This is a genomic window from Paenibacillus sabuli (assembly GCF_014705605.1).
Taxonomy (GTDB): domain Bacteria; phylum Bacillota; class Bacilli; order Paenibacillales; family Paenibacillaceae; genus Paenibacillus_D; species Paenibacillus_D sabuli.
Map to the genome: position 1 here is coordinate 20,459 of NZ_JACXIZ010000005.1, position 26,066 is coordinate 46,524.

Sequence of the window (26,066 nt, forward strand, 5' to 3'; positions counted from 1 at the left end):
GCATGCGCGCAAGGAGGCAGCGACTGTGACCATCTTCGAGAGTCCGCCCGCGGCGCAGCCGGATACCGTCCGGCTCGGCCGCTGGCTGCATGCCTGGATCTGCGCCGACGGCGCCATCCACGGCTTCAACAATCATGCGGTATGGGGAGGCAATCCCTACCGCTGGACCGACTTTCACAGCGGGCACAGCACCTGGAGCAGCCCGCTCCTGTCCGCGCTGGCGCTGCTGCTCGAGCGGCGGCCGGATGACTACGGCGCCGAGACGCTGCGGCGGCTCGTGCGCTTCCAGATCGCGTCCTTCCAGGACAATGGGCAGTACCGCTACATCGGCTTCGAGTCGGGCGAGGTGTCGCGCAATGCGCTCATTCACAACATGGTGCCCGACCTCGCGCTGGCCACTGCAGTCCGGCATGCCGCTCCCCTGCTCGGCGAGGCGCTGTGCGAGCAGGTCCGGCAGGCGGTCGTGCGCAATCTCGAGGCCTGCGCAGCGCGCTGGGGCGGCGGCCGTCCCGGTCCGTCGGGCACGTGCAACCAGGAGTATGCCCGGATCTGGGCAAAGCTGGCGCTGCGCGAGGCTTGCGGCGAGCGGCGCTGGGACGAAGAGCTGACGGAGGATCTGGACCGGATGATCCGGGACTATCATGTGGCAGGCGTGCCCGACGCGTCGTGCGAAGGCACGCTGCGCTACGCCGGCGACGCCCGCACGCTGGAGCCGGCCGAATACTACGGGCTGATGATCGTGCCGCTCGTGCTGGCCGCCGCGGCCTTCGGCGAGTCCCGGTATCTGGACCGCGCCGCGGCGCTCTGCCGCCACATCGTGCGCTCGGCATGGGTGGACGGCGCCGGCCAGACCCGCTTCCACCGGCTGTGGCATCGCCGTGCCGGACGCTGGGAGAAGCTGGACCAGCCGATGCTCATCGCCGGGATGGGCCTGACGCTGTACGGCATCCGGGCCTGCGCCGCGGCGCTCGGCGGCGATGCCGAGCTGGAGGGCTTCCTCGAGGATTGCGAGCGCACCTACGCTCATTACCAGACGGCGGGCGGCTACTTCGTCTCCGCCACCGGCTGGGGCAATGAAGCGGATATCGCGCCGAGCACGGCCTGGCACGCCCACGATCTGCTCTATCTGGCGTCCCGCACCGCGGACCCTGCGCCGTTCTGGAGAGGCTGGGCGGACGGGCTGCCGCCGCGCTCGGTGCTGCTGGGCAATGATTGTCTCTGGATCGAGGACGGGCTGCACTGGTCGATCGGCGATTACTTCTGGCAGGATATCTACAATCTGCTCGGCAAGCGGGACGAAGCGCGCTTCCACCGCAAGATCCCGGCCTGGACCGGATATGCGCGCATTCATCCGCCCCGTGTCGAGCTGCCCGATCCGCCCGTGTTCGTCAAGACGGAGCGCGGCATCTATCTGAAGTCGGACCACGATACGCCGTATGCGGTCCGCTCGGCCACCGATGTGCCCTATCTGGGCGTATACGAGCAGCAGTGAGGGGACGCAGGAATGACCGGACATCAACGATGAAGGGGTGAACACGCGATGAACCATGTAGCACAGCAGTTTGCGTCAGAGGGGTATGTCATTGCCGAGCAGCTGTACGCCGAGGCAGAGGTGGAGGCGCTGCGGCTGGCCATCGACGAGGTGCTGGAGCGGCTGACGCGCGAGCGTCCGGAGCAGGCCGAGCGCGTCCATCGCCAGGGGGTGTACGTCGGCATGGCCGCCGCCAGCCCGCGCTTTCACGAAGCGGCGCGCAAGCCGGAGCTGGTGCGGATGCTGCAGGAGGTGCTGCCGGGCGAGCTGGAATTTCTGAGCGACAAGCTCGTCTTCAAGAGCAAGCAGACGGCGTTCGATTCGCCGTGGCATCAGGACTGGGAATACTGGCAGGGCAGTCACAAGGTGTCGGCGTGGATCGCGCTGGACGATGCGACGCCGGACAACGGCTGCCTCAAGGTCGTGCCGGGCTCGCATCGGGCCGGCCGGCTGCCGCATACGGCGCCGCCGTCGGACGAGCAGGGCTTCGTCAGCCGCGTCGACGAGCGGCGGATCGACCCCTCCCGCATCCGGGCGGTGCCGCTGCGGGCCGGCAGCGCGCTGATCTTCCACGATCTGCTGCTGCATGCCTCGTATGCCAATGTCTCGGGCGCGCGGCGGCGGGCGCTGATCGGCACCTACCGCAGCGCGGCCACGGACGATCCCGAGTATGCGTGGGCGACGTCCGCCTTCCGCATCGGAGGGGGACGCGTATGAACGGCAACCAGCCAGGGGCTGTGGGCGCCGGGCGCCAGCCGCAGCTGCGCAATCCGGTGCTGGCCCGGCGGCTGCCGGTGCGCGATCCGTCGGTGGTGCCGCTGGCGGACGGCTATCTGATCCTGTTCACGCGCAAGGGCGAGGGCAGCGTGGCGGACCGGGCGCACTGGCGGATCGGCTGCGTCCGGACGCGCGACTTCGTCTCGTACGAGCCGCTGCCCGACCTGTCGGCGGACGGCTACGCCTCGCCGGGCGATCTCGTGCGCTGGCACGGTCGCTGGCTGCTCCCGTATCAGACCTACCCTGGCGAGCGCAATCGGCTCGTCTATGTCGAGCTGGAGCGTACCGCGGACGGCCTCGCGCGCAAGGGCGAGGAGACGGCGTTCCTGGACGAGGCGCGCGAGCTGCCCTGGAACGAGCGGGGACGGCTGATCGATCCGACCTTCGTGCGCCACGGCGACACGCTGCATTGCTACTTCACCGGCAGCCGGCCGATAGCCGGCGGCTGCGGCCATGCCAATCTGCTCGGTCACGCCGTCACCGACGATCCCGAGCTGCGCCGCTGGCAGATCGTCTCGGCGGAGCAGCCGCTGATGGGGGTGATGGAGGACGCGCCGGACGGCGTGGAGAATGTGGCGGTGTTCCACAACGGCAGCGTCTGGGTGATGATCTACAGCGCCGGACTGGTGGAGCAGCATGTAGGCTGGGCGACATCGGACGATCTCTACGCATGGCAGGTGCACGGCAGGCTGGAGCTGTCACTCCAGCACTGGATGCGCGACAAGCACGGCGCGCCGTTCGTCTGGCGGGAGCCGGACGGCTGGCGGATGCTGCTGATGGGCGACACGGACGGGTATACCAGCTTCGGCATGCTGGCCTCGACAGACGGGCTGAGCTGGCAGCCGCTGCCGGAGGAGGGGCCGGGATGAGTATGGGACGCCGCACGATGAACGGGCGATTCGCAGGCAAGTGCGCGATCGTCACCGGCGGCAGCTCAGGGATCGGCCTGGCTGTCGTCGAGGAGCTGTGCGCCGAGGGCGCGGCCGTCGTCTTCACCTGCCTGGAAGAGCGGGAGGGACGCGAGGTCGAGCGGCGGCTGCGGCAGTCGGGGCTGCGGGCGCACTATGTCCAGGGCGATATGGGCGACGAGGCATTCTGCCGCCGCTGTGTGGCGGAAGCGGCGGCTGCGATGGGAGCGGTGCATTATCTGGTTAACAATGCGTTCTCTTTCGTCGGTCGGGGCCTGGAGGCCGGGGCGGACGATTGGGCGCGGAGCTACGGCGTCGGGCCGATCGGCTACGCGCGGATGGCGCAGCACTGCGCGCCGCATATGCAGAGCGCCGGCGGCGGCGCGATCGTCAACGTATCGAGCATCTCGGCGCATATCGCCCAGCCGCAGCGCTGGACGTACAATTCGGCCAAGGGCGCCGTCCACGCCATGACCAAGTGCCAGGCGCTCGATCTGGCGCCCTATGGCATTCGGGTCAACAGCGTCAGCCCGGGGTGGATCTGGACGCGCGAGACGGACCGCTCCGCCGGATTGGACGGCGGCGGCCGGGACAAGTGGGAGCCGATCTGGGGCGCCTTTCATATGCTGGCGCGCTGCGGCGAGCCGGCCGAATGTGCCGGCCCGATCCTGTTCTTGCTCAGCGACGACGCGTCCTTCGTGACCGGCGCCGATCTGCCGGTGGACGGCGGCTATCTGGCGCTCGGTCCGGAAGGGCTGGGGCGGCATACGGTCAATGTCGGCTCGGAGTGAAGGGAATGTGCGAACCACAGGAAGGAGCGGGATGGAATGAGCTTGAAGGTGGCGCTCGTCGGCGGCGGCGCGATCGCGGCCCAGCATCTGCAAGCGCTGCGCAGGATCGACGGCTTGCGTGCCGTTGCCGTTGCCGATCTGAACGAAGCGCGAGCATCGGCGCTTGCGCAGCAATACGATATCGCAGCCTATACCAATTATAGGCACATGATCGAGGCGTGTCAGCCGGAAATGGCCATCATCTCGTTGCCGCATCATTTGCACCGGGAGGCGGCGGAGTATTGCGCCTTTCGCGGCTGTCACATGCTGCTGGAGAAGCCGATGGCGATGAATGCGCGCGAATGCACGGCGATCATCGAAGCGGCGGCCGCCGCCGGCGTGCAGTTGATGGTCGGACATACGCAGCAGTATATCGCCGACAACCGCGTCGTCAAGCGGCTGCTGCGCGAGCGCGAGCTCGGCGAGCTGGCGATGATTGTCGAGACGCGGCATACCGATTATTTCGCTGCGCGCCGGCCCGACTGGTTCCTGGACAAGGCGCGCGCCGGAGGCGGGATCCTCATGAATCTCGGCGCGCATTCGATCGACAAGCTGCAATGGCTGACCGATTCGCGATTCGTGCAGGTGCACGCGCGGCTCGGCTATTACGGCGGGCGCGGCGATGTGGAGGGCAACGGACTGCTGCTGCTGGAGACGAGTCGCGGCGTCCCGGTCGTGATTGCCCAGTCGGGCTACGACAATGTGCAGCGTCACGAGACGGAGCTGCTGCTGACCGGAGGGACGATCCGCCTGGCGCCCGGACAGGGCGTATGGCTCAGCACGGGCAACGGCTGGGAGGAGGTCCCGGTCGACCGCAGCGCCGACCCGTATGCGCTGCAGCTCGAGGAGCTGCTCCTGGCCGTCCAGGGCCGCGATACGATCCGCTGCACGGGCGCCTACGCGCGCTCGGTGATCGAGGTCATCGAAGCGGCGTACGCCTCGGCCGAGTCGGGCCAAGCGCAGACGGTCTCCCGGGCGGAACGAGGGTGATGACAATGGTGAAGCTGGGGATAATCGGATACGGGCTGCGGATTCACGATGTGTTCCCCGATATCGAGTCGGCCGAGCGGGGCTATCGGATCGCCGCGATTGCGGACCCGAACCTGGGCGCCCTGCGGGAAGAGCTGGGGGAGCGGGCGAAGCAGGTGCAATTTTTTGCCGAAGCCGAGACGATGCTGGCGCACTGCGAATTGGACGGCGTCGTCATCGGCACGCGCTGCAATTTGCACACCGAGATGGCGCTCAAGGTGCTGCGGCGCGATCTGCCGCTCTATCTGGAAAAGCCGGTAGCCACGACGTACGAGGATCTGGCGCGCTTGCGGGCGGGATACGCGGCTTCCCGCTCGGAGGTGGTCGTGTCGTTTCCGCTGCGCAATACGCCGCTTGTCCGACTCGCCAAGGAGATCGTCGATTCCGGCAAGATCGGGACGGTCGAGCATGTGCAGGCGGTGAACAATGTGCCTTACGGCGGCGTGTATTATCATTCCTGGTACCGCGACGAGCGGATTACGGGCGGCTTGTTCCTGCAGAAGGCGACGCATGACTTCGATTACCTGAATCATCTGCTCGGCATGCGTCCGGTTGCGGTGTGTGCGATGAAGTCGAAGCAGGTGTTCAAGGGGACGAAGCCGGCGGGGCTGAAGTGCGCGGACTGCGAGGAAAACCGCACCTGCGAGGAGAGCGCATTGAAGGCGAAGCCCGGACCCGGCCGCGGCGAATACTGCTGCTTCGCGGTCGATACCGGCAACGAGGACGCGGGCAGCGCGCTGCTGCGGTACGAGAGCGGCATGCATGCCAGCTATTCGCAAAATTTCTTCGCCCGGCGCGGTGCCGCGCGGCGCGGCGCCCGGCTGCTCGGCTACAAGGGGACGCTGGAATTCGACTGGTATGCGAGCGAGCTCAAGGTGCATATGCATCATGAAGCCCGCGTGGAGTCGCATGCGATCGACGCGAGCGCGCTGGATGGACACGGCGGCGGCGATGGAGCGCTGGTGGACAATTTTTTGGAGACGATACGCGGTCGCGAGCGCTCGCGTACCACGCTGGATGACGGCTTGCTAAGCGCCCTGCTCTGTCTGAAGGCCAACGAATCGGCGGAGACGAGCCGGTTTTGTCAGGTGGCGTGGTAGCCGCAGGATGAATCGGCGCGGCGGCGTGTGCTATACTGGGACGGGACAGCATATGCACGTACGCCAACAAGCGCCCGGCCTCGCAAGCGGGGCGGCATCCTGAGCGGCAAGTACGGCAGCAGCGGCGATGCGCCGGCGCCGGAGCGCTCGCGGGCGCAGACCGATCCGAACTTCCGGCGCTTCCTGAGCGACGAACGTCTGGCGCTCGGCCGCAGCGTCAGCGCGCTGGCCGAAGCGAGCGGCTGCTCGCCGAGCGCGCTCGCCCTGGCCTGGCTGATGCGCCGTCCCGCCGTCTCCACGGTCATCGTCGGCGCGACGCGGCCGGAGCAGGTGGAGGAGAATTACCGCAGTCTTTCCATGAAGCTGAAGAGCGAGATCATGCCGGAGCTGGACCGTCTGAGCGACCGCTTCCGGCACGGCGAGCCATTTGCGACGTACAGGCTGAGCTAGCCGGCGCCGTCTAGCCTACCCCTTCACCGCCCCGAGCATGACCCCCTTGACGAAGTAGCGCTGGATGAACGGATAGACGATGATGATCGGCAGCGCGACGAGGAAGATCGAGGCGGTGCGCACCGACAGGCTCGACGTCTCGTTGACCACGCCCATATCCCCGAGCACCGCCGCCATCTCGAGCTGCACGACCATGTCGCGCAGGAAGATCTGCAGCACCTGCTTGCTCGCCGTATTGATGTAGATGACCGCGTCCATGTACGTATTCCAGTGCTGGACGGCGATGAACAGCCCGATCGTGGCGATCGAGGCGGTCGACAGCGGCAGATAGATGCGGGCGAAGATCGACAGGTCGTTGGCCCCGTCGATGCGCGCCGACTCCTCCAGGCTGGCGGGGATGTTCTCGAAGAACGACTTGAGCAGGATGACGTTCCACGTGCTGATCGCCGCCGGGATGACGAGCGCCCAGATCGTGTCGATCAGCCCCGTCCCCTTGACGACGAGATAGGTCGGGATGATGCCGCCGTTGAACAGCATCGTGATGATGGTGAAGATCATGAAGAACTTCTGTCCCGGCAGATAGCGCTTCGACAGCGCATAGGCGAAGGTCAGCTGCAGCGACAGGTTGATCGCCAGGCCGAGCCCGGTGCGGGCCAGCGTATTGCCGAACGACGTGATGAAGCGCTCATTCTGCAGGATGATCGTGTACGCCGTCAGGTCCAGGCCCTGCGGCCACAGCAGCAGCTCGCCCTCGCGGATGCGGGCCGGATCGCTGATCGAGGCCATGATGACGTAGTAGAACGGCATGAAGGTCATGAAGGCAAACCCAATCAGCACGGCGCCGATCACGGCATTGCCGGGCTGTATTTTTTTGGACATGGTCGAATCCCCCCTTTTACCAGATCGAATTGTCGCTGAAGCGCTGCGCCAGCCGGTTGGCGCCCCAGATCAGGAAGAAGCCGATGACCGACTGGAACAGGCCGATCGCCGTCGTCAGGCTGAACTGCGCATCCTGCAGGCCGACGCGGTAGATGTACGTGCTGAGCACGTCGCCGACATCGTAGACGGTCGGATTGTACATCACGTAGATCTGCTCGAAGCCGTAATCCATCATGTTGCCGATCTTGAGGATGAGCAGGATGACGATCGTGTTGCGGATGCCGGGCAGCGTGACGTGCACGAGCTTCTGCATCCGCGTCGCGCCGTCGATCGTCGCAGCCTCGTACTGCTCCGGGTCGATCGCCGACAGCGCGGCCAGATAGATGATCGCCAGCCAGCCCGTCTCCTTGAGGATGAGCGAGCCGATGATGATCGGGCGGAAGTAATCCGACTGCGTCATGTAATGCACGCTGCCCCATCCGAATAGCTCCCGGAGCTGGTTGACGAGCCCGTCATTGGGCGAGAGCAGCTGGATGACGATGCCGCCGAATACGACCCACGACAGGAAGTGCGGGAAGTAGACGATCGTCTGGATCGAGCGCTTGAACGCCAGGTTCTTGAGCTCGTTGAGCAGGAGCGCCAGGATGATCGGCGCCGGGAACGAGAACAGCAGTTCGTAGACGTTGATCAGGATCGTGTTCTTCACGATGCGATAGAAGTCCGGGTAGCCGAACAGGAAGTCGAAGTGCTTCCAGCCGACCCACGGGCTGTCCCAGATGCCCTTGCCGAAGTTGAAGTCCTTGAATGCGATAATGACCCCGTACATCGGCAAGTATTTGTACACCAGGTACCAGGCGAAGCCGGGCAGCAGCAGCAGATACAGATACTTGTACTTGGCGATTCGCCGCCAGTGCGCTTGCATGTCGATCCCCTCCAGTGGCGCGGTATGGCCCCATTATGGCGCGCCGCAGCCAGTCTGCCTATGAACCGTTTTTGCGATCATGTCGATCTTTTTGGATGACGCGTGAACGGTTTTTTTGATCTGGACATTTAGGCCCGACCCACGTATATTGGGAACCGACACCCATGCAGAAAAGAGGGCCAGCCATGCGAACCGGGTTATTGGGATGGAAGGACAAATCGGTGCTGCTCGTCTTTGCGGTCATTCTCCTGGCGTCGATCGCCGCCGTCTTGCTGTACGATCAAAAAACGCGCGCGGCGTATATCGACGAGCGCATGTACGATTATGAGCAGCGACATGAGAAAGCGTATTCATCAATGTATCTGTACACGGAGCAGCTGCAGGCGCTGTACCGTCAGCTGCTGCTCGGCCGCGAGCTGAACGCCTGGCTGAGCAATCCCGGCGAGCTGACGCAGGATATGTACGGGCTCAGCCAGATTCAGGGCTCCTTCTTCGATCTGATCAACAGCCACGCCGGCATCGCATCGATCTACCTGCACAATCGCAAGACCGATGTCGTGCTGTCGACGCACGACATGCTCGCCGAGCTGGCGCAATTCCCGCGGCATGCGGTATTCGACGCGCTCTATGCCCGCGAGCAGCCCTATCTGTGGCAGGTCTCGGGCTCGGAGGACGCGCCGCGCATCTCCGCCGTCGCGGCGATCGGCAAGCGCGGCGCGGTGGCGATCCAGATCGACGCCGCCTACCTGCAGGAGCAGGTGCTGGGCGGCAGCCCGCATGTGCTGTGGCTCGACGAGCACGAGCAGGTGCTGCTGGCGGGCGATCCGGGACTGCGCGCGTATTATGGCGCGCATCGCCGCGAGCTGCTGGACGTGCAGCAGACGTCGTACATGCTCGGCGATTATTTCGTCATCCGCTCGTCCTCGTCCTCGCCCGCGCGCAAGTGGCAGCTGCTGACGCTCGTGCCGCGCGGCGAGCTGCTGCCGGCCGCTGCTCGCCAAGCGCCCTACACCTACACGATCCTCGGGTTGTGCGCGGCGATGGGCGTGCTCATGTTCGTCTACTTCCGCTATATCCGGCGCGGCCAGGAGCAGCTGTCGGCGGTGCGATTCCGGCGCCATCTGGAGGACTCGCGCAGCGCGCTGATCGCCGATCTGCTGCACGGCAAGCACAGCGTGGAGCAGCTGCGGGAGACGGCCGCCCAGTACGAGGTCGAGCTGTCGGCGCGCGGCTATCAGGTGCTCGTCTTCCAGATCGACAATTATTACAATTACCTGCTCGCCAAGTCGAGCAGCGAGCGCTTCCTCACGAACAAGCAGATCTACAGCGCGATCAAGTGGACGTTTGCACTGCGCTACAATGCATATGCGATCAACACCGAGCCGGAGAAGGTGGCGGTCCTGCTCTGCCACGATACGCTGGACGAGGGGACGACGGGCGAGCTGGAGGCGACGATCCGCTATATCCAGGACGATATCCTGGCGAACTGCGGCCTCACCGTGTGCGCCGGCGTCAGCGAGGTGGCGGGGCCGCTCGAACAGGTGCACAGCTGTCACGTCCACGCCCGGTCGGCACTGGAATACAAGGCGGTCTACGGCAAGCACGCGCTCATCCACTACGAGCGGATCGCCGCTCCGGGGGACGCGCCGCTGCAGCAGCGGAGCGAGGAGATCGGGCGCATCCCGGTCTATCTGCAGGAGGGCAAGCTCGAGGCGATCCAGCGCTGCATGACGCTGGCGCTGGAGCAGGCGATGGCGGCGGAGCGCTTCACGCCGGAGTGGATCGACGCGGTATGCGCGAATATGATGGCGCAGCTGATGAAGGTCGTGATCGAGCAGCGCATCGACATCAATCAGGCATGCGGCGAGGATGTCTTCATCACGCTGTACAGCTACGAATTCCTGGACGAAAAAAAGGCGTATATGCTGCATGTGTGCCGCACCATCGTGGAGCAACTCGAGTCGCGCCGCGAGAGCGCGCAGTCCAATACGAGCCTCAAGCTGATCATCGACTACATCGATCATCACTACGACCAGCCGATCTCGCTGACGATGCTGGCCGGAGAGCTGTCGATGAGCCCGTCTTACTTGAGCGCCTTCATCAAAAATCAGCTCGGCATCGGGTTCCTCGACTACGTCATCAAGCTGCGCCTGCAAAAGGCGATGAAGCTGCTGGAGAACGACGATCTGACGATCCAGAAGATCGCCGAGTCCTGCGGCTACGACACTGTGCACACCTTCATCCGCCACTTCAAGAAGGCGCACCATATGCCGCCCAACGAATACCGCATGCGCAACCGGATGTGCAAAAAATCGGCCATCCCCGAATCGTAAAAACGATACATCGTCGTAGAGATTATCCATTGAACATCGGGTTGGGGCAGCTAGAATGAGGGGTATCCGGGGGCAGTCTCCGGAAATGCGCGAGAAGAAATGGGGAGGGTGTGCAATGAGCAAGCGGACCAGATGGCACTGCGCGGGGGCGCTCGGCATGGCGGCGCTGCTGCTGGCGGCGGGCTGCGGCAACGGCAATAACGGCGGTAACGACGGGAATGGCAACACGGGAGGCGCCACCGGCGGCGACGGGGGCCAGGTCGGAGCAGGCAGCGTGCCGACCTTCGAGGTGATGTTCGATTATAATGTCGACCCCGAGGGGATGTCGCTGACGGACAACGAATACATCGACTACCTGGAGGAGCAGACCGGCGTCAGGGTAGAGGTCAATTCGCCGGGCTCGGCCGGCTATATGGATAAGCTCAATATCCTGATGGCCTCCGGGGAGTATCCCGACGGCTTCATGGTGACGGAGGCAAATCGGGCCAAGCTGCTGCAATTCGCCGGTGACGGGCTGCTGACCGATCTGGCGCCGTATCTGGACGATTATCCGAACCTGAGCGAGGTGATGCCGGAGGAGGCGTGGCTGCCGGTGACGCAGGAGGGCAAGGTGTGGGCCCTGCCGTACAATCGCCATGACGGCTTCAATCAGGTCGTCTACATCAATAAGACGTGGCTGGACGCGCTCGGGCTCGACATTCCGCGCACGGTGGACGAATTCTATGCCGTCATGAAAGCGTTCACGGATAAGGATCCGGACGGCAACGGCAAGGACGACACGTTCGGCCTGCTCGCCAACAGTGACCTGTCCTACGGCGGCCGGATGTTCCAGGCGGCGTTCGGCGCGGAAGGGTATACGTACGAGGGCGGCGAGCTGCTGCCCGCGGAGATCACGCCCGCCTACCAGCAATACCTGGCCTTCATGAACCGGCTGACCGCCGAGGGCATCCTCGATCCGGAGTTCCCGACGACGACGGGCACGATCTTCCGGCAGAAGATCAACACGCTCAAGTACGGCATGTTCAACGGCTTCTGGCACTTCCAGAGCGGCAAGGAATTCTCGCCGGGCGTATTCGACCACTTCATCGCCATCGCGCCGCCGCTGCGTCCGGACGGCTCGGAGACGGTGTTCACGTATAACTCGACGAATCGCCATTACATCGCCATCCCGGAGAGCACGGACAATGTGGAGGCGCTGCTGTCCTTCTACGACTGGGCGGTATCGGAGGAAGGCACGAAGTACAACTTCATGGGCATCGAGGGCGTCCACTGGCAGGAGACGGCGGACGGCGGATACGAGAAGATCGGCGAGCGCAACGCGCTGCACTGGGCCTTCTCGATGATCAAGCACGGCCTGTACACCGACGAGGTGAAGGCCTATATGAAGACGGAGTTCGGCGACGACGTGATCGACAATCTGACGCTGGCCAGCGACACCGGGACGCTCGACAAGATCGCCGCCTCGCTGCCGTATTATCCCGAGCTGGCGGCGTACAATCTGCCCAAGATTGTGGAGGAGTACCGCGCCAAGGCGATCCTCGGCAACGCCAATGTCGAAGCCGACTTCGACGCTTTCGTCGCGAAGTATCGCGCCTCCGGCGGCGACAAGGCCATCGGCCTGTGGACGGACTGGTACGAGGCGAACAAGGCGAGCTTGCAGGATTAGACGCGGCGATAGGAGGTTTACGTATGACCACGACAACCATTACCCTGCTGCACGAGCGTTTCAGCGACTTCGCGATCGGGCCCTTCCCTTACGATCCGAAGCACTCGGCGCTCGGCGAATACCACTATTACCCCAATCCCGGCTATACGGGCGACTGGCACGACCCGGTCGTGTATTACGGCTGGCTCGGTCCGACCTGGATCGTCACCGAGTACGCCGGGGCCCATTACATGGAGCAGACGCGGCCGCAGGCGGCGATCCGTCCGGAATGGCCGCTGCTCGTCAAGGGCGATCCGAGCTGGCGCGACTATACGCTGCAGGCGCAGGTGCGGCCGCTCTCCACGGCGTCGCATACCGGCATCGTCTGCCGCTACCAGCACGGACGGCGCTACTACTTCCTCGGCCTCGAGGGCGGGCGGCTGCGTCTCCTGAAGCGCGATCAGGAGAGCGTGCACGAGCTGGCGTCGGCGGACTTCGCCTATGATTGCGATCACAGCTACGAGCTGCGCGTCGTCTGCGCGGGCGACAGGCTGCGCGGGTACGTCGACGGCGCGCTGCTGCTGGAGGCGCGGGACGGGGCGTATGCGCATGGCAAGATCGGCCTGTCGGCGCGGATGCCGGCCCAATATGCCGACGTGCAGGTGACGATGGAGCCAGCCGCGCATGCGGCGTGGCTGGCGGCGCGTCAGGTGGACGAGGCCGAGCTGGCGGAGCTGCGCGCCGCGCAGCCGCAGCCGCGGCTGTGGAAGGCGCTCGATCTGGGCGGGTACGGCACGGCCCGGGAGCTTCGCTTCGGCCACTTGCTCGGCACGGACGAGTGGCATATCGTGCTGGCCCAGCATCAGAAGCGCGGGCACAAGGACGCCTACGCCCATATCAGCTGCCTGACGGCGATCAATCTGGACGGCGAGGTGCTGTGGCAGCTCGGCGAGCCGAGTCCGCTGGACGATCATGCGCTGCTCTCGGCGGACTTGCCGCTGCAGATCTGCGACATCGACGGCGACGGCTTCGAGGAGGTGATCGTGGCGCGCAATTTCATGCTGATGATTCTCGACGGCCGCACCGGGCAGGTCAAGGCGCAGATCCGGACGCCGCGCTCGGACGCGCCGGACGAGAGCCTGTACGTCGTGCCGCACGGTGCGTACGCCTTCGACCGGATCAATGTCGACGCGATCCGCATCTGCAACTTCAGCGGCAACCCGCAGCCGACCGACATCCTGATCAAGGACCGCTACAGCCGCGTCTGGGCCTACAACAACAAGCTGGAGCCGCTCTGGCACTTCCACGAGGGCATTACCGGCCACTTCCCGTACACGGTGGACATCGACGGCGACGGGCGGGAGGAGATGTTCGTCGGCTATCATCTCGTCGATCACGACGGCACGCTGCTGGCGACGCTGCCGGTGGAGACTGATCACACGGACGAGATCCTGATCGGCCGCTGGGATCCGGACGCGCCGGAGCCGCAGATCGCCATCGCCTCCGGCGACGAGGGCTTCATGATCGCCGACCTGCAGGGCCGGCTGCTGCGCAAGGAGATGATCGGTCACGCCCAGCGCGTCTCGATCGGCAACTATCGCCCCGACCTGGCCGGGCTGGAGATCTGCGTCACGACGTACTGGGGCAATCAGGGGATCGTGTACCTGTTCGACTGCAAGGGCGAGCTGCTGCATCAGTTCGAGCCGACGAGCAACGGCAACGTCATCACCCCGGTCAACTGGACCGGCGACGGCCGCGATCTCGTGCTGCTGAGCGGCAGCGTGCGCCACGGCGGCCTGATCGACGGGCACGGGCGGCGCGTCGTAGGCTTCCCCGACGACGGCCATCCCGAGCAATGCGCCGAGGTGATCGACCTGACCGGCGACGGCCGCGACGAGATCGTGCTGTGGGACCGGCAGCGGCTCTACATCTACACCCAGGACCGCCCGGCCTCGGCAGACCCGGTCGTTGTGCCGCGGAAGTATCCGCACTACAATGCGTCCAACTATCGCGGCGAGTTCAACTATCCGGCGTCCGGGCTGCCGCAGGGGGACGGCGCGGGGAGCTGAGCGGAGGGCGTATAAGCTGACACGTCGCATGAGAGGGAATAGGGGCAGAGCATGCCCCCTGCCGAAGCTATGGGCAGAGCACGCCCGCAGAAGCTATGGGCAGAGCACGCCCGCAGAAGCTATGGGCAGAGCACGCCTGCAGAAGCGCCGCACAGGGAGACTTGTGCGGCGTTTTGGCTGGGATCGCAGCGCGCGGGGGAGGCATGGAGGGTCAACGGATGGTGTTCACGGATGGTCATGGAGGGCATGGAAGGTTAACGGATGGTCATGGAAGGCATGGAGGTCATGGAGGTCATGGAGGGCCATGAAGGGGCGGCGGGCTAGCGCAAACTGTAAAAATACAGTAGAATGAATCGAAAAAATGAGTAGAGGATGCTGAACTGCATAAATACAGTTTATTTCACCGATTTCGGCCAATTTGGCGCCGAGGGGCCATTTTAAACTGTATTTTTGCAGTTCGTGAAGCGAATTTCCGAGAAACTGACGATTTGAACTGCATTTTTGCAGTTCAGCGTGTTTGAGCGTGCAGTTGAGCGTGATGGGAGCATTAGGACGTGTTGGGACGTGCGTGCCGGGGGCTGCCCGGCAGAAGGCGCGCGAGTGTCGAACCCGGATTAGTCGAATCTGGCTTGGACGAGGTCGCCTCCGGGCGCCCAATTTCGCTTCGAAGCCGCAGAACAAGAAAGGATGTGGGAGTGATGAAGCCGCAGCTTGTATTGGACGTGGCCGGCGTGCTGGTCGAGAATTTGTCTCCAGGCTATTGGCAGGCGCTGGGTCGACTGTCCGGCGATGCGCCTGAGGAGCTGCGCGCGGCCTTCAAGCGCGAGCTTCGGGCCGGGCTGTGGTCGGGGGCGGTGCCGGAAGCGGAATTCTGGCATTGGCTGCAGGCACGCTGCCCCGGCGTCGATACGGCGACCGCCCGGCGGCTGCTCCGGGCGCAGCTGCAGCCGCTCCCTGCGCTGGCGCGGCTGCACGCCTGGAGCCGCCTGGCGGATGTGCATCTGCTCAGCAACCATCGCGCGGAGTGGCTGGCGGAGCCACTGCGGCAGGTCGCGCCGCTGCTGGCGAGCGCGACGATCTCCAGCGCCGCCGGCTGCCGCAAGCCGGAGCCGGCGATCTATCGACTTGCCGCTGCAGGCCTGCGTCCGGGGCCGGTCGTCTATGTGGACGACCAGCAGCGCAATCTAGCGCCCGCAGCAACGCTCGGCTGGACGACGGTGCTGGCGGAGTCGGACGGAGCGTGGATCGGCCGGGTAGATCGGCTGCTTGCGGAAGGTTAGCCGTGCCTGGCAGAAGGATGCTCCTTTTTTGCGCATCCCCAACATACGTTCTCAGCGCGTATTTAGACGGAAGGGTCTCCCTTGGTCCTCTCTGCCAGCTTCGTGATCGATTCAATGTCCGCATCGGTCAGCTGGTCCAGAAAATACGTGCGTATGGCCTTGGAGACGACGGGCAGGGCTTCTGCCAAGGCCGACTGTCCGGCAGCGGTAATGCTCACTTCAATTCCGCGCTCTGTAGCCAGCGGCTTTCTCTGCACGAGCCCCCGTTTTTCCATTCGCGTCAGATGATGCGACAGCCGGCTCTTGTCCCATTCCATCGAGTCGGCCAGCTCTTGCTGACGCAGCTTGCCGCCTCCCAGCTGGACTAACCGATCCAAGACTCCGAAATCGCCCTCCGATAATCCCGTGTGCGCCGACATGTCTGCTACGACACGACCGAAGATTCGCTTGAAGGTACCTTTCCACAGGTTCCATATTCGCATTTCCTGCTCGTTCAATTCATTAGTATCCATGTCGGTATCATATCATGGTTGACGTATCAACCACAAGATGGTATAGTGCTCTAAGGTTGATGCGTCAACCTAAAGCCGATATAGCACTCTAAGTTTGGTGTGACAACCAAAGGCAATATAGGGCTTTAAGGTTGATGTGACGACCTGAGGTTGCGGCAGTGGCCACTGCGCATTAATGCTTGCATCATCTTCCCCATTATCGTTGAGGAGTTGTTGGGATATGGACTATGTAAAACTTGGACGATCAGGCTTGGAGGTGTCGAAGCTATGCCTGGGTTGCATGAGCTTCGGGGTGCCTGAGCGCGGCAATGCCCCTTGGTCGCTGGATGAAGAGCAGAGCAGGCCGATAATTAAAAAGGCGATTGATTTGGGCATTAACTTTTTCAGTACCGCCAATATGTATTCCGACGGGACGAGCGAAGAAATGGTCGGGCGAGCCTTGCATGACTACGCTCGTCGTGACGAGGTGGTCATAGCCACGAAAGTATTCGTTCCGATGCGTCAAGGTCCGAATGCGATGGGACTCTCCCGCAAAGCCATCCTGACCGAGGTGGACAACAGCCTGAGAAGACTCGGAACGGACTACATCGACTTGTACCAGATTCATCGCTGGGATCCGCACACGCCGATTGAAGAGACGATGGAGACGCTGCACGAGGTTGTGAAAGCCGGCAAAGCCAGATATATCGGCGCCTCCTCCATGTCGGCCTGGCAGTTCGCCAAAGCCCAGCATGTCGCGGTGCAGAATGGCTGGACGCGGTTCATCTCCATGGAGAACAGATTGAACTTGCTCTATCGGGAAGAAGAAAGAGAAATGCTCCCCTTGTGCAAAGATGAAGGCGTCGGTGTTACGCCATACTTGCCCTTGGCGGCCGGACGATTAACCCGCGATTGGAGTGATCGGACCGCGCGATCCGAGCAGGATCAGGTGGCCCAAGCGTTATTCGCGAAGACGGCAGCGGCTGACCGCAAAATAGCGGAAAGAGTGGCGGAGGTTGCCGCTGATCGAGGTGTATCACGCGCGCAGATTGCCCTGGCCTGGTTATGGCAAAAAGAGGAGGTCGCAGCGCCGATTGTCGGCTCGACCAAGATGAGCCACCTGGACGAGGCGGTGTCGGCGCTGTCGGTCACATTGTCAACGGAGGAAGTCGAGCGGTTGGAAGAGCTGTATGTGCCGCATCCGCTCGTGTAAAACGTTCACTTTCAAGCAGAATCGACTGATCAAGGCGCGGCGGCATGGCTTGTCCTGTCACGGCAGTCCCTGCTTCCGATTAGGGGGCAGGGACAGGCTGCGGTCGATGGTGTGCTGGTTCTGACTGAATGGGATTTCGAGCGCGACGGTAAATGACAAACAGGTGCGGGAGATTGCCGAGGCCTGTTTTTTATTTGCGTTACATTGCCATGCACCCGCTGTATATAATTTCATTTCATGCAGGGGGTCTGCCTTGATAAATGAGATATGATTCATTCACACACGGTGAGCTCGCGCTACGCGTCGCACTTGTTCGAACGCTTTTATCGAAGGGCTTGCATCTATCCGAAACAGAGAAGCTGCATTTGGTATTTTTCACTGTAATGCGGGATTTGACAAAGCAGAAAAGCGGTGACATAATTTATATTGAATAAAAAATTCAATCAAAAAACTGTACAAGAAAATGTCGTGCTTCCAAATCTTAAGGAAAAGAAGGGATTCAATTGAAGGATGAGTTTCTGCCACTGTTCGAACCTTTCGATTTGACGAGTGGAGTTCAGCTAAGGAACAGAATTGTGATGGCGCCCATGACCCATACGGCGTCCCATTTGGACGGCTCTGTTTCAGAAGTCGAAATCAACTATTATGTGCGACGCGCAAGAGGGATCGGTATGCTTATAACGGGTTCAGCATCGGTTATGGCAAACGGAGGTTTTCCGGGATCAGCAACGGCCGACCGAGACGAGTTGATCCCGGGCTTGCGCAATCTCGCTTCTGCGGTCCGAAGCGTAGGCGCAAAAGCTGTATTGCAAATCGCTCATGGCGGCCACAAATGTCCGCCGTCTATAGATGATATTGTGGGTCCGAGCTCCGTCCCCGAGCCTAAAGAAGGTGCGATTGTCCCGCGTGAGTTGACCGCCGAAGAAATCCCGGGCATGATCCGTGCTTTCGGAGAGGCGACAAGACGAGCGATTGAAGCGGGTTTTGACGGAGTGGAGATCCACGGCGCCAACGGATTTCTCATTCAACAGTTCTATTCGCCTCATACGAATAGGCGTGATGACGAGTGGGGAGGATCAAGGCAAAACCGTATGAGATTCCCTCTGGAAGTGGTAGATGAGGTTAGGCGTGTCGTAGAGCTGCATGCCAAACCATCATTTATTGTTGGTTATCGGATAACGCCTGAAGAAGCCGAGACACCAGGCATTACGATGGATGACACGTTGGCGCTCGTCCAGGCTCTTGTGTTGAAGAAGTTGGATTATCTCCATATTTCACAGACTGACATGTGGTCGGGTTCTCAGCGTGCGAATGGCGACACTCGACCATGCATTGAAATCATTAAAGAACACGCTGGCAATCTTCCCATTATCGGAGTCGGGTCGATTCGTACAGCTGAAAATGCCGCTCATGCATTACAAGCGGGAGTCCCTCTGATTGCTTTGGGAAGAGAGCTTATTATGGACCCTGAATGGCTGAAGAAAATCGCACAAGGTCGCGAAGAGGATATCAAAACAAAGCTGGCCAAGACGGATCAACTCCAATTGGAGATACCCGATTCATTGTGGGGGGTTATTATGCGTATGCCCGGCTGGTTCCCTTTCGAAACGGAAGCATGAGTGAACGATGAGCCATTTACATCACAAGGAGGTAATTGCAATGCGAGGAAAAGGGATTACGTATGAAACAGGATTTATTAATGAATCGGGCACCATCACCCGTAAAAGCTTCGATTCCGCAATCGTCGAGCGTGAGATGCGCATCATCCGGGAAGACCTGCACTGCAATGCGGTCCGGATCACTGGCGGCGATGCGGATCGTTTGGAGATGGCGGCCAGATTCGCAGCCAATGCCGGATTGGAGGTATGGTTTTGCCCTTTCACATGCGGACTGACCATCGACGAGCAATCCGACTTTATCGTCGATTGTGCAGAGCGTGCCGAGCGGATACGTCAGCAGGGAGCGGAGGTCGTATTTCTCACCGGATCTGAGATTAGCCTTTTTACTGTCGGGTTTCTGCCTGGCGAAACCCTTCAAGAGAGACTGTCCGTGTTTGCTGCTCCAGAGCGGCTTCGTGAGGTCTTGGCTACCATTCCCGCGCAAATTAATAGGTTTTTAAGCAAGGTCGTCGGGCTTGTTCGGGAAAGATTCGGTGGAAAGATCAGCTATGCCTCGCTTCCTTTTGAAGGGGTGGATTGGTCGCCCTTTGACATCGTTTCGACCGATGGCGGCTACAGGTCCGCCGAGGTTGCCGACCAATTGATCGCCGGCACGCGAGCTTTGCTGGCTATGGGAAAACCAGCAGCTATAACGGAATTCGGGTGCACCACTTACCGTGGCGCGGCTGACCTGGGCGGACGCGGCGACAAGATCATTGTGTGGGACGATGCAGGCAGACCGCTCAGACTCAATGGCAGCTATATCCGTGACGAGGCTGAACAAGCCGAATATATTCGTGAATTGCTGGACATTTACAACAGGGAAGGGGTCGACTACACGTTTGTATGTTCTTTCGCATACTATCATCTGCCACACCGCAGCGATCCTCTAGAAGACTTGGATATGGCCAGCTTCGGGATTGTGAAGATTTTTGAAGACCGTATGGGTGATACGTATCCCGACATGCCTTGGGAACCCAAGCTGGCATTTGCCGCTCTCGCTGACTACTATCGCGGTTGATCACCTCTTCGCTTGCGATTGACAAAGCAGGATGGCGGTATAATAATGATTTATAGTTGAATAAACCATTTAATCATTATTGGGGTGATTACAATTCCACGAACGGAAGAAGAAAATAAACGTGTACGAGAGGCACAGCGCATAAGCATCCTGGAAGCGGCGAAAGACATCTTTGCCCGCAAAGGATGGTCGACGACCATTACAGATATTGCCTCTGCTGCTAGCATAAGTCCAGGATTGATTTATCATTATTTTGCGAACAAAGAAGCTATTTTTTGTGAGCTGTTAGGTCAAACGATCCAATCTGATTTGGATATATTCCAGCAGCTCATGCAATCCGGAGATACGGCTGCGCAGCGTCTGGAAGTGTTGATCTCCACCATGCTCAAATTCAGGCAGGATCAAATTAAACGATTCGGAATCACTGTGCAGGCTGCGAAGGAAACATCGTCGTCCGGCAACGAGCTTGAAATCATGCGGAGGATTTTTAAAAATCTAAAAAGCGATGATGCGAATGCCAAGGACTTGCAGGAACTGATGATGAAACGAATGCAGACCATACATGAGATTGTATTGCAATTGATTGTTGAGGGCCAAAAAAACGGAGAATTTGCTTCAGACCCGCCTCCCAAATTGGCCTTGATGATCTTCCAATCGATCCAAGGCTTAACGACGCTTGCACTCGACAAGCCAGAAGAATATGAACAACATTATCCATATACAGAGATCATCATGCGGATGCTGTATAGTAGAAACATGTAGGGAATGGTTAACAAGGGCCGTTATGCTTTTCAAAAAAGGTAGACGCCTCAAATTATAAAATGCGTTTCATATTTTCGGCGGGACTAAATTTCTTATGCTTATGTTTTGGAGGCCGCGGCGGGCTAGCGCGAACTGTAAAAGTACAGTAGAATGAATCGAAAAAATGAGTAGAGGATGCTGAACTGCAAAAATACAGTATATTTCTCTGGTTTCAGCCAATTTGGCGCCGAGAGGCCATTTTATACTGTATTTTTGCTGTTCGTAAAGCGAATTCTGGAGAAACTGACGATTTGAACTGCACTTTTGCAGTTGAGCATACAGCTCAGCATGGTGGAGTCAGTCGAACCCGCCCTCTAGTCGAAACGGCTGGAACGACGTCGCCTTCGGGCGCCCAATTTCGCTTCAAATGACGCAGAGCACGAAAGGAGGTAGGCGCCATGAAGCCGCAGCTTGTATTGGACGTGGCCGGCGATCTATCGCCGCGCCGCCGCGGGCCTGCGCCCGGGGCCGGTCGTCTATGTGGACGACCGGCCGCGCAATCTGGCGCCCGCCGCCGCGCTCGGCTCGACGACGGTGCTGGCGGAGTCGGACGAGGCGTGGATCGGCCGGGTAGATCGGTTGCTTGCGGAAGGTTAGCCACTTGGAGGAGGCGATAACGGCACACTCGGTACAAGGGTCAGCGGAGGCAATCGCGATTGGAAGAGTTGGATGTGACAAGCAGGACTTGGCGCAGCAATCACGAATTCACCTTGATAAGAACCACGGCTAAGGGAGGAACTCATGGTGTTGCGAAGGGGCGTGAAACCCAAAACCGCTGCGTATTTTGCACTTGGGCTACTGATCCTGGGCGCGGCGGCATGGCTCGTCCAGTCACAGCAGTCTCTGCTTTCGATAAGGGGGCAGGGGCCTGCTGCGGTCGATGGTGTGCTGGATTTGACCGAATGGGATTTCGAGCGCGACGGTGTGGTCAGTCTCGGGGGAGAATGGGAATTGTACTGGAATGCCCTGCTGAACGAGAAGGATATCGCCGATCCGACTGCGATACCCCGCTCCGCGATTGTGACTGTGCCGAATGTATGGTCGGGCTACGTCATCGAGGGCAGAGCGCTGCCCGGGTTCGGCTACGCCACCTATCGGTTGACGATCAAGCTGAATGAAGCCGGGCAAAAGCTGGCTCTTAAAATCCCTACGCTGTCAACCTCATGCACGGTCATCGTGGACGGACGAACGCTCGCGCGATGTGGACAAGTGGCCGATCGTCCACAGGATGCCGAAGCCCGATACGCTCCGCAGATTGTCCGTTTCGATGCCCCTAACGAGCAGTTCGATGTCCTTGTTCAACTTTCCAACTATTTATATAATAGCGGCGGAATGTGGTATAAGCTCGATCTGGGGACGGAATCCCGGATCGAGGCGTTCCATGATATCGGTCTCAGCCTGGATATGATGATGTTTGGCACGTTTATGTTCATGGGGCTGCACCATGTCTTCATTTATTTTCAGAGGAAAAAGGGAATGTCGGCCCTTTTGTTCGGTATCGGATGCTTAATTGGAGCGGTTCGGCTGTTATTTGCCGGCGAATGGTTTATTCTCAAGCTGTTCCCGAACACGAGCATTTCCGTGATTGCCACAATCGGCTATTTGACCTACTACTGCGGCGTGACCGTCTTTGTCTGGTACTTGCGCAGACTGTATCCGGAGGAGCTGCCGAAGCGGATTGCGCAGGCAGTGACCCTGGTTTCCGGGGCGTTTGTGGTTTCGGCTTTGTTTGCGCCTGTTTACGTGAATTCGGATCTCATTGTGTATTATCACTTCTTTATGGTCCTGCTCCTCCTCTTGCTGCTAAGGGCTGCCTGGCTGGCTGTTCGACGTCGGCGGGACGGCGCCAAATGGCAAGTGTTTGGCATTGCGTTTTTTATAGGAATGTTCGTGCTGGATATCGGAGTGACGACCTTCTACTTTTCTACGAACGGACAGCACACGCTCCTCTCCTATATCTTGAACCGCCAGCTCGTTTTGCTCGGCTTGTTCGTGCTCGTCTTTATCCAGTCCGTCATTTTGTCCAAGCGTTATTCCTCCGCCTTCCGCACGATTGAATTGATGTCGGAAAAGCTGGTCGCGCAAAACAAAATGAAGGACGATTTCCTGGTCAATACGTCGCATGAATTGATTACGCCGCTCCACGGCGTCATGAATATATCCCAGTCGATGCTGGAAGGTACAAGAGGGCATCTGAATGCCGGACAGAAGCATGACTTGTCGGTTATCGTATCGGTGTCGCGCAGGCTGAGCAATCTCGTTCACGATATTTTGGACTTTACCAAATTAAAATACAATGATATCGTGCTTCATCAACGAAGCGTATCGCTGCCCGCGATGATCCGGAACAACCAGGAAGTGTTCCGGCATCTGATCGGCGACAAGCCGATTCGTCTTGAGCTGCGGATGCCCGATGAGCTGCCGATGGTCATAGCGGACGAAAATCGGTTGCAGCAAATTTTGTACAATCTGATCGGCAATGCGATCAAGTTTACGGCAGAAGGCTCGATCGTGGTGGCTGCGACGGTCGCAGAGCCTATGCTGGAGGTGCGGGTGAGCGATACCGGCATCGGCATTCCGACGGAGAAGCAGCAGATTATTTTTCAATCGTTCGAGCAGGTCGGCTCTCCTGTGTCGATCGAATACGGAGGAGCCGGTCTAGGGCTGTCCATCTCGAAGCGACTGGTCGAATTGAACGGCGGCGAATTGAGCGTCGAATCGGAGCCGGGCAAGGGCTCTACGTTTATCTTTACGATACCGATCAGCGAAGCTGCGAGAGTAAGGAATGAGACTGACGCCTTTCCGGTGGAGCGGGAGAGGCTGTCGCTGACCGACACGCCGCGACCTGCAGGGACGGAAGAGGAGAATTATGTCAACACGATTCTATCCGTCGACGACGATTCCACCAACCAGCAGGTGATTGTCAATATTTTGGCAGGCGAGCGATATCGTATCGTAACAGCCGGCAGCGGCGAAGAGGCGCTGCGACTGTTGGCGCAGTCGGATTCGTTCGATTTGCTCATTCTTGATGTGATGATGCCGGGTATGAGCGGTTACGAGACGACACGTAAAATCAGGGAGCGGCAAAGCTTGACCGAGCTCCCCATTCTTCTCGTCACCGTCAGGAACAGCCGAGAGGATATGCTTGGCGGATTCTCTGCCGGGGCGAACGATTTTTTGCACAAGCCGTTTCATGCGTATGAACTCAGAGCAAGGGTCAGGACATTGTTGGAAATGAAGAACGCAGCCGCGTTGGCCGTGCAATCGGAGATGGATTTTTTGCGGGCGCAAATCAAGCCTCATTTTTTGTATAATGCTTTAAGCACGATCATTGGCATATGTCCGCGCGATCCGAAAGAAGCCAGCAGACTGCTGAAGAAGCTCAGCTTTTTTTTGCGGGGCAGCTTTGATTTCCATAATCACGAAAAATTTTTTTCCATTCGCAAAGAGCTTGAGCTGGTGGAGGCGTATTGCTTGATCGAGAAAGCGCGTTTCAAGGAAAGGCTGCGCATTATCTATGATATAGACGATACAATACAAACCACGATCCCGCCGCTGACCATTCAACCTCTGGTGGAGAATGCCATTCGGCACGGTGTGACCAAGCGGATGGACGGCGGAACGGTCACGATCACGGCAAAACGACGGGAGAACGAGATTGAAATTACCGTGGAGGACGACGGGGTAGGCATCAAGGAGGAGCGGGTGCCCGAGTTACTTGCCGAATATCGGGAACAACGAGGCGTTGGCTTGTATAATATCGATCAGCGCTTGAAAAAAACGTATGGCGCAGGCTTGCGCATAGTCAGCGCCGAAGGACGAGGAACGGCGGTGTCGCTCTGTATTCCAATGGATGACGAGGTGATTTCGACGCATGTTGAACGTTTTGGTCATTGACGACGAACGCAGCGCACTGGATGCGCTGCTGGACGAGATGAATGAGTTTGACGAGATTGCAGTTGCGGGGGCTTTCACCAACATCATGGAAGCCTTGGAATGGATCAAGGAAGCTCACTTGCGTGTCGATGTCGTGTTCCTGGACATCGAGATGCCTGGCATGAATGGTCTCGAGGCGGCACAACGCATCGTGGAGCTTGATGCCTCGATTGATATCGTGTTTATAACCGCGTATGACCAGTATGCGTTAGAGGCGTTCGAAGTGAGCGCCGTCGATTATTTACTGAAGCCGGTCATGACCGAACGATTGGCCAAGACGATCAGGGGGAGGCAGCTTGCGCACCGCCGATCTGACGAGGAACGCAAGAGTCAGAGAGGGAGTCGGCTCAGCATCACGTGCTTTGGGATCTTCCAACTGCGAATGGGGGAGATTGGCACGCAGATTGTGAAATGGCGCACGAACAAGACGAAAGAGCTGTTTGCTTATTTTGTACATTTCAGAGAAGGCGAGCTGCATAAGGCGCACATTATCCGGGATGTGTTCGCCGAACTGGATGAGCACCGCGCGTATGCGACCCTTCATACAGGCGTGTACTATATTCGTAAAATGATCAGGAATTATGGGCTTGATTCATGCATGCAGTTGAATTATGCAAATGATTGTTATCATTTTGCGCTGAGCGGCGTTGCTCTTGATGTGGAAGCGTATTGGCGTGCTGTCGACCGGGACAAGCCCGTCACCTTGTCTAACCATCGGGCTTGCGCGCGCGCAGCCGCCTTGTATCGCGGAGATTATATGGGCTCGTCCAATTATATATGGGCGCTGCCCGAGCAGCGTAAGCTTCGCCTTTCCTTTTTGGATTTAATCAGAAAATTAAGCGCCTTTTATTTCGCAGAAGGTTGGCTCGATAAAGCGGTAGAGCTGCTGGAGGAAGCGGCGACGCATAGCCCGTTGCTGGAAGAAGGGCATGAGATGCTTCTGGATGCATATGGAAAGACAGGAGACTTTGATGCGCTAAGGCGTCATTTCGAACGGATGAAGGGGATGTTTCGGCAGGAGCTGGGCGTAGAGCCGGGGACAGCCGCAGAGGCCGTCTATCGGAGATGGCTGGAATAATGTCGATTTGAATCTCCATGTACCTCCCTGGGCCTCCCCGGCAGGAAGCCGGCAGACCTTTGTCCGCCAGGCGGTTGTCGAGAATTTGACAAGCGTCGGCATGCTACAATGGTCG

The 26,066-nt window shown here is 59.9% G+C and carries 21 protein-coding genes; 18 read left to right on the forward strand and 3 right to left on the reverse strand.

The window, feature by feature from the left end; genetic code table 11:
- Nucleotides 1-25: 25 nt before the first annotated feature.
- From IDH44_RS01410 to IDH44_RS01440, 7 genes are read left to right on the forward strand one after another with little or no spacing between them, the layout of a single operon-like run.
- The gene (locus IDH44_RS01410; protein ID WP_190913982.1) at nucleotides 26-1,492 is read left to right on the forward strand and encodes a hypothetical protein; all 1,467 of its coding nucleotides are present in this window, start codon (nucleotides 26-28) and stop codon (nucleotides 1,490-1,492) included.
- A 48-nt stretch (nucleotides 1,493-1,540) separates the two neighbouring features.
- Nucleotides 1,541-2,248: a phytanoyl-CoA dioxygenase family protein gene (locus tag IDH44_RS01415; RefSeq protein ID WP_190913983.1), complete on the forward strand. Its 708-nt coding sequence runs from the start codon at nucleotides 1,541-1,543 to the stop codon at nucleotides 2,246-2,248.
- Nucleotides 2,245-3,177 (forward strand): glycoside hydrolase family protein, encoded by a 933-nt coding sequence (locus IDH44_RS01420; RefSeq protein ID WP_190913984.1) that lies wholly within the window; start codon nucleotides 2,245-2,247, stop codon nucleotides 3,175-3,177. Before IDH44_RS01415 ends, IDH44_RS01420 begins: the two co-directional genes overlap by 4 nt.
- Nucleotides 3,174-4,007, forward strand: coding sequence for an SDR family oxidoreductase (locus IDH44_RS01425; RefSeq protein WP_190913985.1), 834 nt, complete (start codon nucleotides 3,174-3,176; stop codon nucleotides 4,005-4,007). The genes IDH44_RS01420 and IDH44_RS01425 overlap by 4 nt, the downstream gene beginning before the upstream one ends.
- A 36-nt stretch (nucleotides 4,008-4,043) precedes the next feature.
- Entirely contained in the window at nucleotides 4,044-5,036 is a 993-nt protein-coding gene (locus tag IDH44_RS01430; protein WP_190913986.1) for a Gfo/Idh/MocA family protein, read from the forward strand.
- On the forward strand, nucleotides 5,036-6,175 hold the full coding sequence (locus IDH44_RS01435; RefSeq protein WP_223869274.1) for a Gfo/Idh/MocA family protein: 1,140 nt from the start codon (nucleotides 5,036-5,038) through the stop codon (nucleotides 6,173-6,175). The genes IDH44_RS01430 and IDH44_RS01435 overlap by 1 nt, the downstream gene beginning before the upstream one ends.
- Before the next feature lie 27 nt (nucleotides 6,176-6,202).
- Nucleotides 6,203-6,625 carry an aldo/keto reductase gene (locus IDH44_RS01440; protein WP_190913987.1) on the forward strand — a complete coding sequence of 141 codons (423 nt, stop codon included), beginning with the start codon at nucleotides 6,203-6,205 and terminating at the stop codon, nucleotides 6,623-6,625.
- A gap of 15 nt (nucleotides 6,626-6,640) precedes the next feature.
- Here IDH44_RS01440 and IDH44_RS01445 read toward each other — a convergent pair whose 3' ends face one another.
- Complete coding sequence (locus IDH44_RS01445) at nucleotides 6,641-7,504, reverse strand: carbohydrate ABC transporter permease (RefSeq protein WP_190913988.1); 864 nt, start codon at nucleotides 7,502-7,504, stop codon at nucleotides 6,641-6,643.
- Between the two features lie 16 nt (nucleotides 7,505-7,520).
- Entirely contained in the window at nucleotides 7,521-8,426 is a 906-nt protein-coding gene (locus tag IDH44_RS01450) for an ABC transporter permease (protein ID WP_190913989.1), read from the reverse strand.
- Nucleotides 8,427-8,611: 185 nt separating this feature from the next.
- Here IDH44_RS01450 and IDH44_RS01455 point away from each other — a divergent pair, with 185 nt between their 5' ends.
- The 4 genes from IDH44_RS01455 to IDH44_RS01470 all read left to right on the forward strand — a co-directional run bounded on the left by IDH44_RS01455 (nucleotide 8,612) and on the right by IDH44_RS01470 (nucleotide 15,753).
- Entirely contained in the window at nucleotides 8,612-10,759 is a 2,148-nt protein-coding gene (locus IDH44_RS01455) for a helix-turn-helix transcriptional regulator (protein WP_190913991.1), read from the forward strand.
- A gap of 115 nt (nucleotides 10,760-10,874) precedes the next feature.
- Nucleotides 10,875-12,425 carry an extracellular solute-binding protein gene (locus IDH44_RS01460; RefSeq protein WP_190913992.1) on the forward strand — a complete coding sequence of 517 codons (1,551 nt, stop codon included), beginning with the start codon at nucleotides 10,875-10,877 and terminating at the stop codon, nucleotides 12,423-12,425.
- A gap of 23 nt (nucleotides 12,426-12,448) precedes the next feature.
- Complete coding sequence (locus IDH44_RS01465; protein WP_190913993.1) at nucleotides 12,449-14,473, forward strand: hypothetical protein; 2,025 nt, start codon at nucleotides 12,449-12,451, stop codon at nucleotides 14,471-14,473.
- A 698-nt stretch (nucleotides 14,474-15,171) separates the two neighbouring features.
- Nucleotides 15,172-15,753, forward strand: a complete 582-nt coding sequence (locus IDH44_RS01470) for an HAD-IA family hydrolase (protein WP_190913995.1) — start codon at nucleotides 15,172-15,174, stop codon at nucleotides 15,751-15,753.
- A 62-nt stretch (nucleotides 15,754-15,815) separates the two neighbouring features.
- Here the strand turns inward: IDH44_RS01470 and IDH44_RS01475 are convergent, their stop codons facing one another.
- Complete coding sequence (locus IDH44_RS01475; protein ID WP_190913997.1) at nucleotides 15,816-16,265, reverse strand: MarR family winged helix-turn-helix transcriptional regulator; 450 nt, start codon at nucleotides 16,263-16,265, stop codon at nucleotides 15,816-15,818.
- 220 nt (nucleotides 16,266-16,485) lie between these two features.
- Here IDH44_RS01475 and IDH44_RS01480 point away from each other — a divergent pair, with 220 nt between their 5' ends.
- From IDH44_RS01480 to IDH44_RS01510, 7 genes are all read left to right on the forward strand, one after another.
- Nucleotides 16,486-17,457, forward strand: a complete 972-nt coding sequence (locus IDH44_RS01480; RefSeq protein WP_190913999.1) for an aldo/keto reductase — start codon at nucleotides 16,486-16,488, stop codon at nucleotides 17,455-17,457.
- A gap of 503 nt (nucleotides 17,458-17,960) precedes the next feature.
- Entirely contained in the window at nucleotides 17,961-19,076 is a 1,116-nt protein-coding gene (locus tag IDH44_RS01485) for an NADH-dependent flavin oxidoreductase (protein WP_190914000.1), read from the forward strand.
- A gap of 40 nt (nucleotides 19,077-19,116) precedes the next feature.
- On the forward strand, nucleotides 19,117-20,136 hold the full coding sequence (locus tag IDH44_RS01490; RefSeq protein WP_190914002.1) for a hypothetical protein: 1,020 nt from the start codon (nucleotides 19,117-19,119) through the stop codon (nucleotides 20,134-20,136).
- Nucleotides 20,137-20,220: 84 nt separating this feature from the next.
- Nucleotides 20,221-20,898: a TetR/AcrR family transcriptional regulator gene (locus IDH44_RS01495; protein WP_190914004.1), complete on the forward strand. Its 678-nt coding sequence runs from the start codon at nucleotides 20,221-20,223 to the stop codon at nucleotides 20,896-20,898.
- Nucleotides 20,899-21,348: 450 nt separating this feature from the next.
- Nucleotides 21,349-21,534, forward strand: coding sequence for an HAD family hydrolase (locus IDH44_RS01500; RefSeq protein WP_190914006.1), 186 nt, complete (start codon nucleotides 21,349-21,351; stop codon nucleotides 21,532-21,534).
- 162 nt (nucleotides 21,535-21,696) lie between these two features.
- Nucleotides 21,697-24,834, forward strand: a complete 3,138-nt coding sequence (locus tag IDH44_RS01505) for an ATP-binding protein (RefSeq protein WP_190914008.1) — start codon at nucleotides 21,697-21,699, stop codon at nucleotides 24,832-24,834.
- On the forward strand, nucleotides 24,812-25,951 hold the full coding sequence (locus tag IDH44_RS01510) for a response regulator (protein WP_190914010.1): 1,140 nt from the start codon (nucleotides 24,812-24,814) through the stop codon (nucleotides 25,949-25,951). Before IDH44_RS01505 ends, IDH44_RS01510 begins: the two co-directional genes overlap by 23 nt.
- Nucleotides 25,952-26,066: the final 115 nt, after the last annotated feature.

What these genes read in the sequence shown, in the direction of transcription:
- IDH44_RS01415 (WP_190913983.1), top strand. Translation starts at nt 1,541, where the DNA reads ATGAACCATGTAGCACAGCAGTTTGCGTCAGAGGGGTATGTCATTGCC.
- IDH44_RS01420 (WP_190913984.1), top strand. Translation starts at nt 2,245, where the DNA reads ATGAACGGCAACCAGCCAGGGGCTGTGGGCGCCGGGCGCCAGCCGCAG.
- IDH44_RS01425 (WP_190913985.1), top strand. Translation starts at nt 3,174, where the DNA reads ATGAGTATGGGACGCCGCACGATGAACGGGCGATTCGCAGGCAAGTGC.
- IDH44_RS01430 (WP_190913986.1), top strand. Translation starts at nt 4,044, where the DNA reads ATGAGCTTGAAGGTGGCGCTCGTCGGCGGCGGCGCGATCGCGGCCCAG.
- IDH44_RS01435 (WP_223869274.1), top strand. Translation starts at nt 5,036, where the DNA reads ATGACAATGGTGAAGCTGGGGATAATCGGATACGGGCTGCGGATTCAC.
- IDH44_RS01445 (WP_190913988.1), bottom strand. Translation starts at nt 7,504, where the DNA reads ATGTCCAAAAAAATACAGCCCGGCAATGCCGTGATCGGCGCCGTGCTG.
- IDH44_RS01450 (WP_190913989.1), bottom strand. Translation starts at nt 8,426, where the DNA reads ATGCAAGCGCACTGGCGGCGAATCGCCAAGTACAAGTATCTGTATCTG.
- IDH44_RS01455 (WP_190913991.1), top strand. Translation starts at nt 8,612, where the DNA reads ATGCGAACCGGGTTATTGGGATGGAAGGACAAATCGGTGCTGCTCGTC.
- IDH44_RS01460 (WP_190913992.1), top strand. Translation starts at nt 10,875, where the DNA reads ATGAGCAAGCGGACCAGATGGCACTGCGCGGGGGCGCTCGGCATGGCG.
- IDH44_RS01465 (WP_190913993.1), top strand. Translation starts at nt 12,449, where the DNA reads ATGACCACGACAACCATTACCCTGCTGCACGAGCGTTTCAGCGACTTC.
- IDH44_RS01470 (WP_190913995.1), top strand. Translation starts at nt 15,172, where the DNA reads ATGAAGCCGCAGCTTGTATTGGACGTGGCCGGCGTGCTGGTCGAGAAT.
- IDH44_RS01475 (WP_190913997.1), bottom strand. Translation starts at nt 16,265, where the DNA reads ATGGATACTAATGAATTGAACGAGCAGGAAATGCGAATATGGAACCTG.
- IDH44_RS01480 (WP_190913999.1), top strand. Translation starts at nt 16,486, where the DNA reads ATGGACTATGTAAAACTTGGACGATCAGGCTTGGAGGTGTCGAAGCTA.
- IDH44_RS01490 (WP_190914002.1), top strand. Translation starts at nt 19,117, where the DNA reads ATGCGAGGAAAAGGGATTACGTATGAAACAGGATTTATTAATGAATCG.
- IDH44_RS01510 (WP_190914010.1), top strand. Translation starts at nt 24,812, where the DNA reads ATGTTGAACGTTTTGGTCATTGACGACGAACGCAGCGCACTGGATGCG.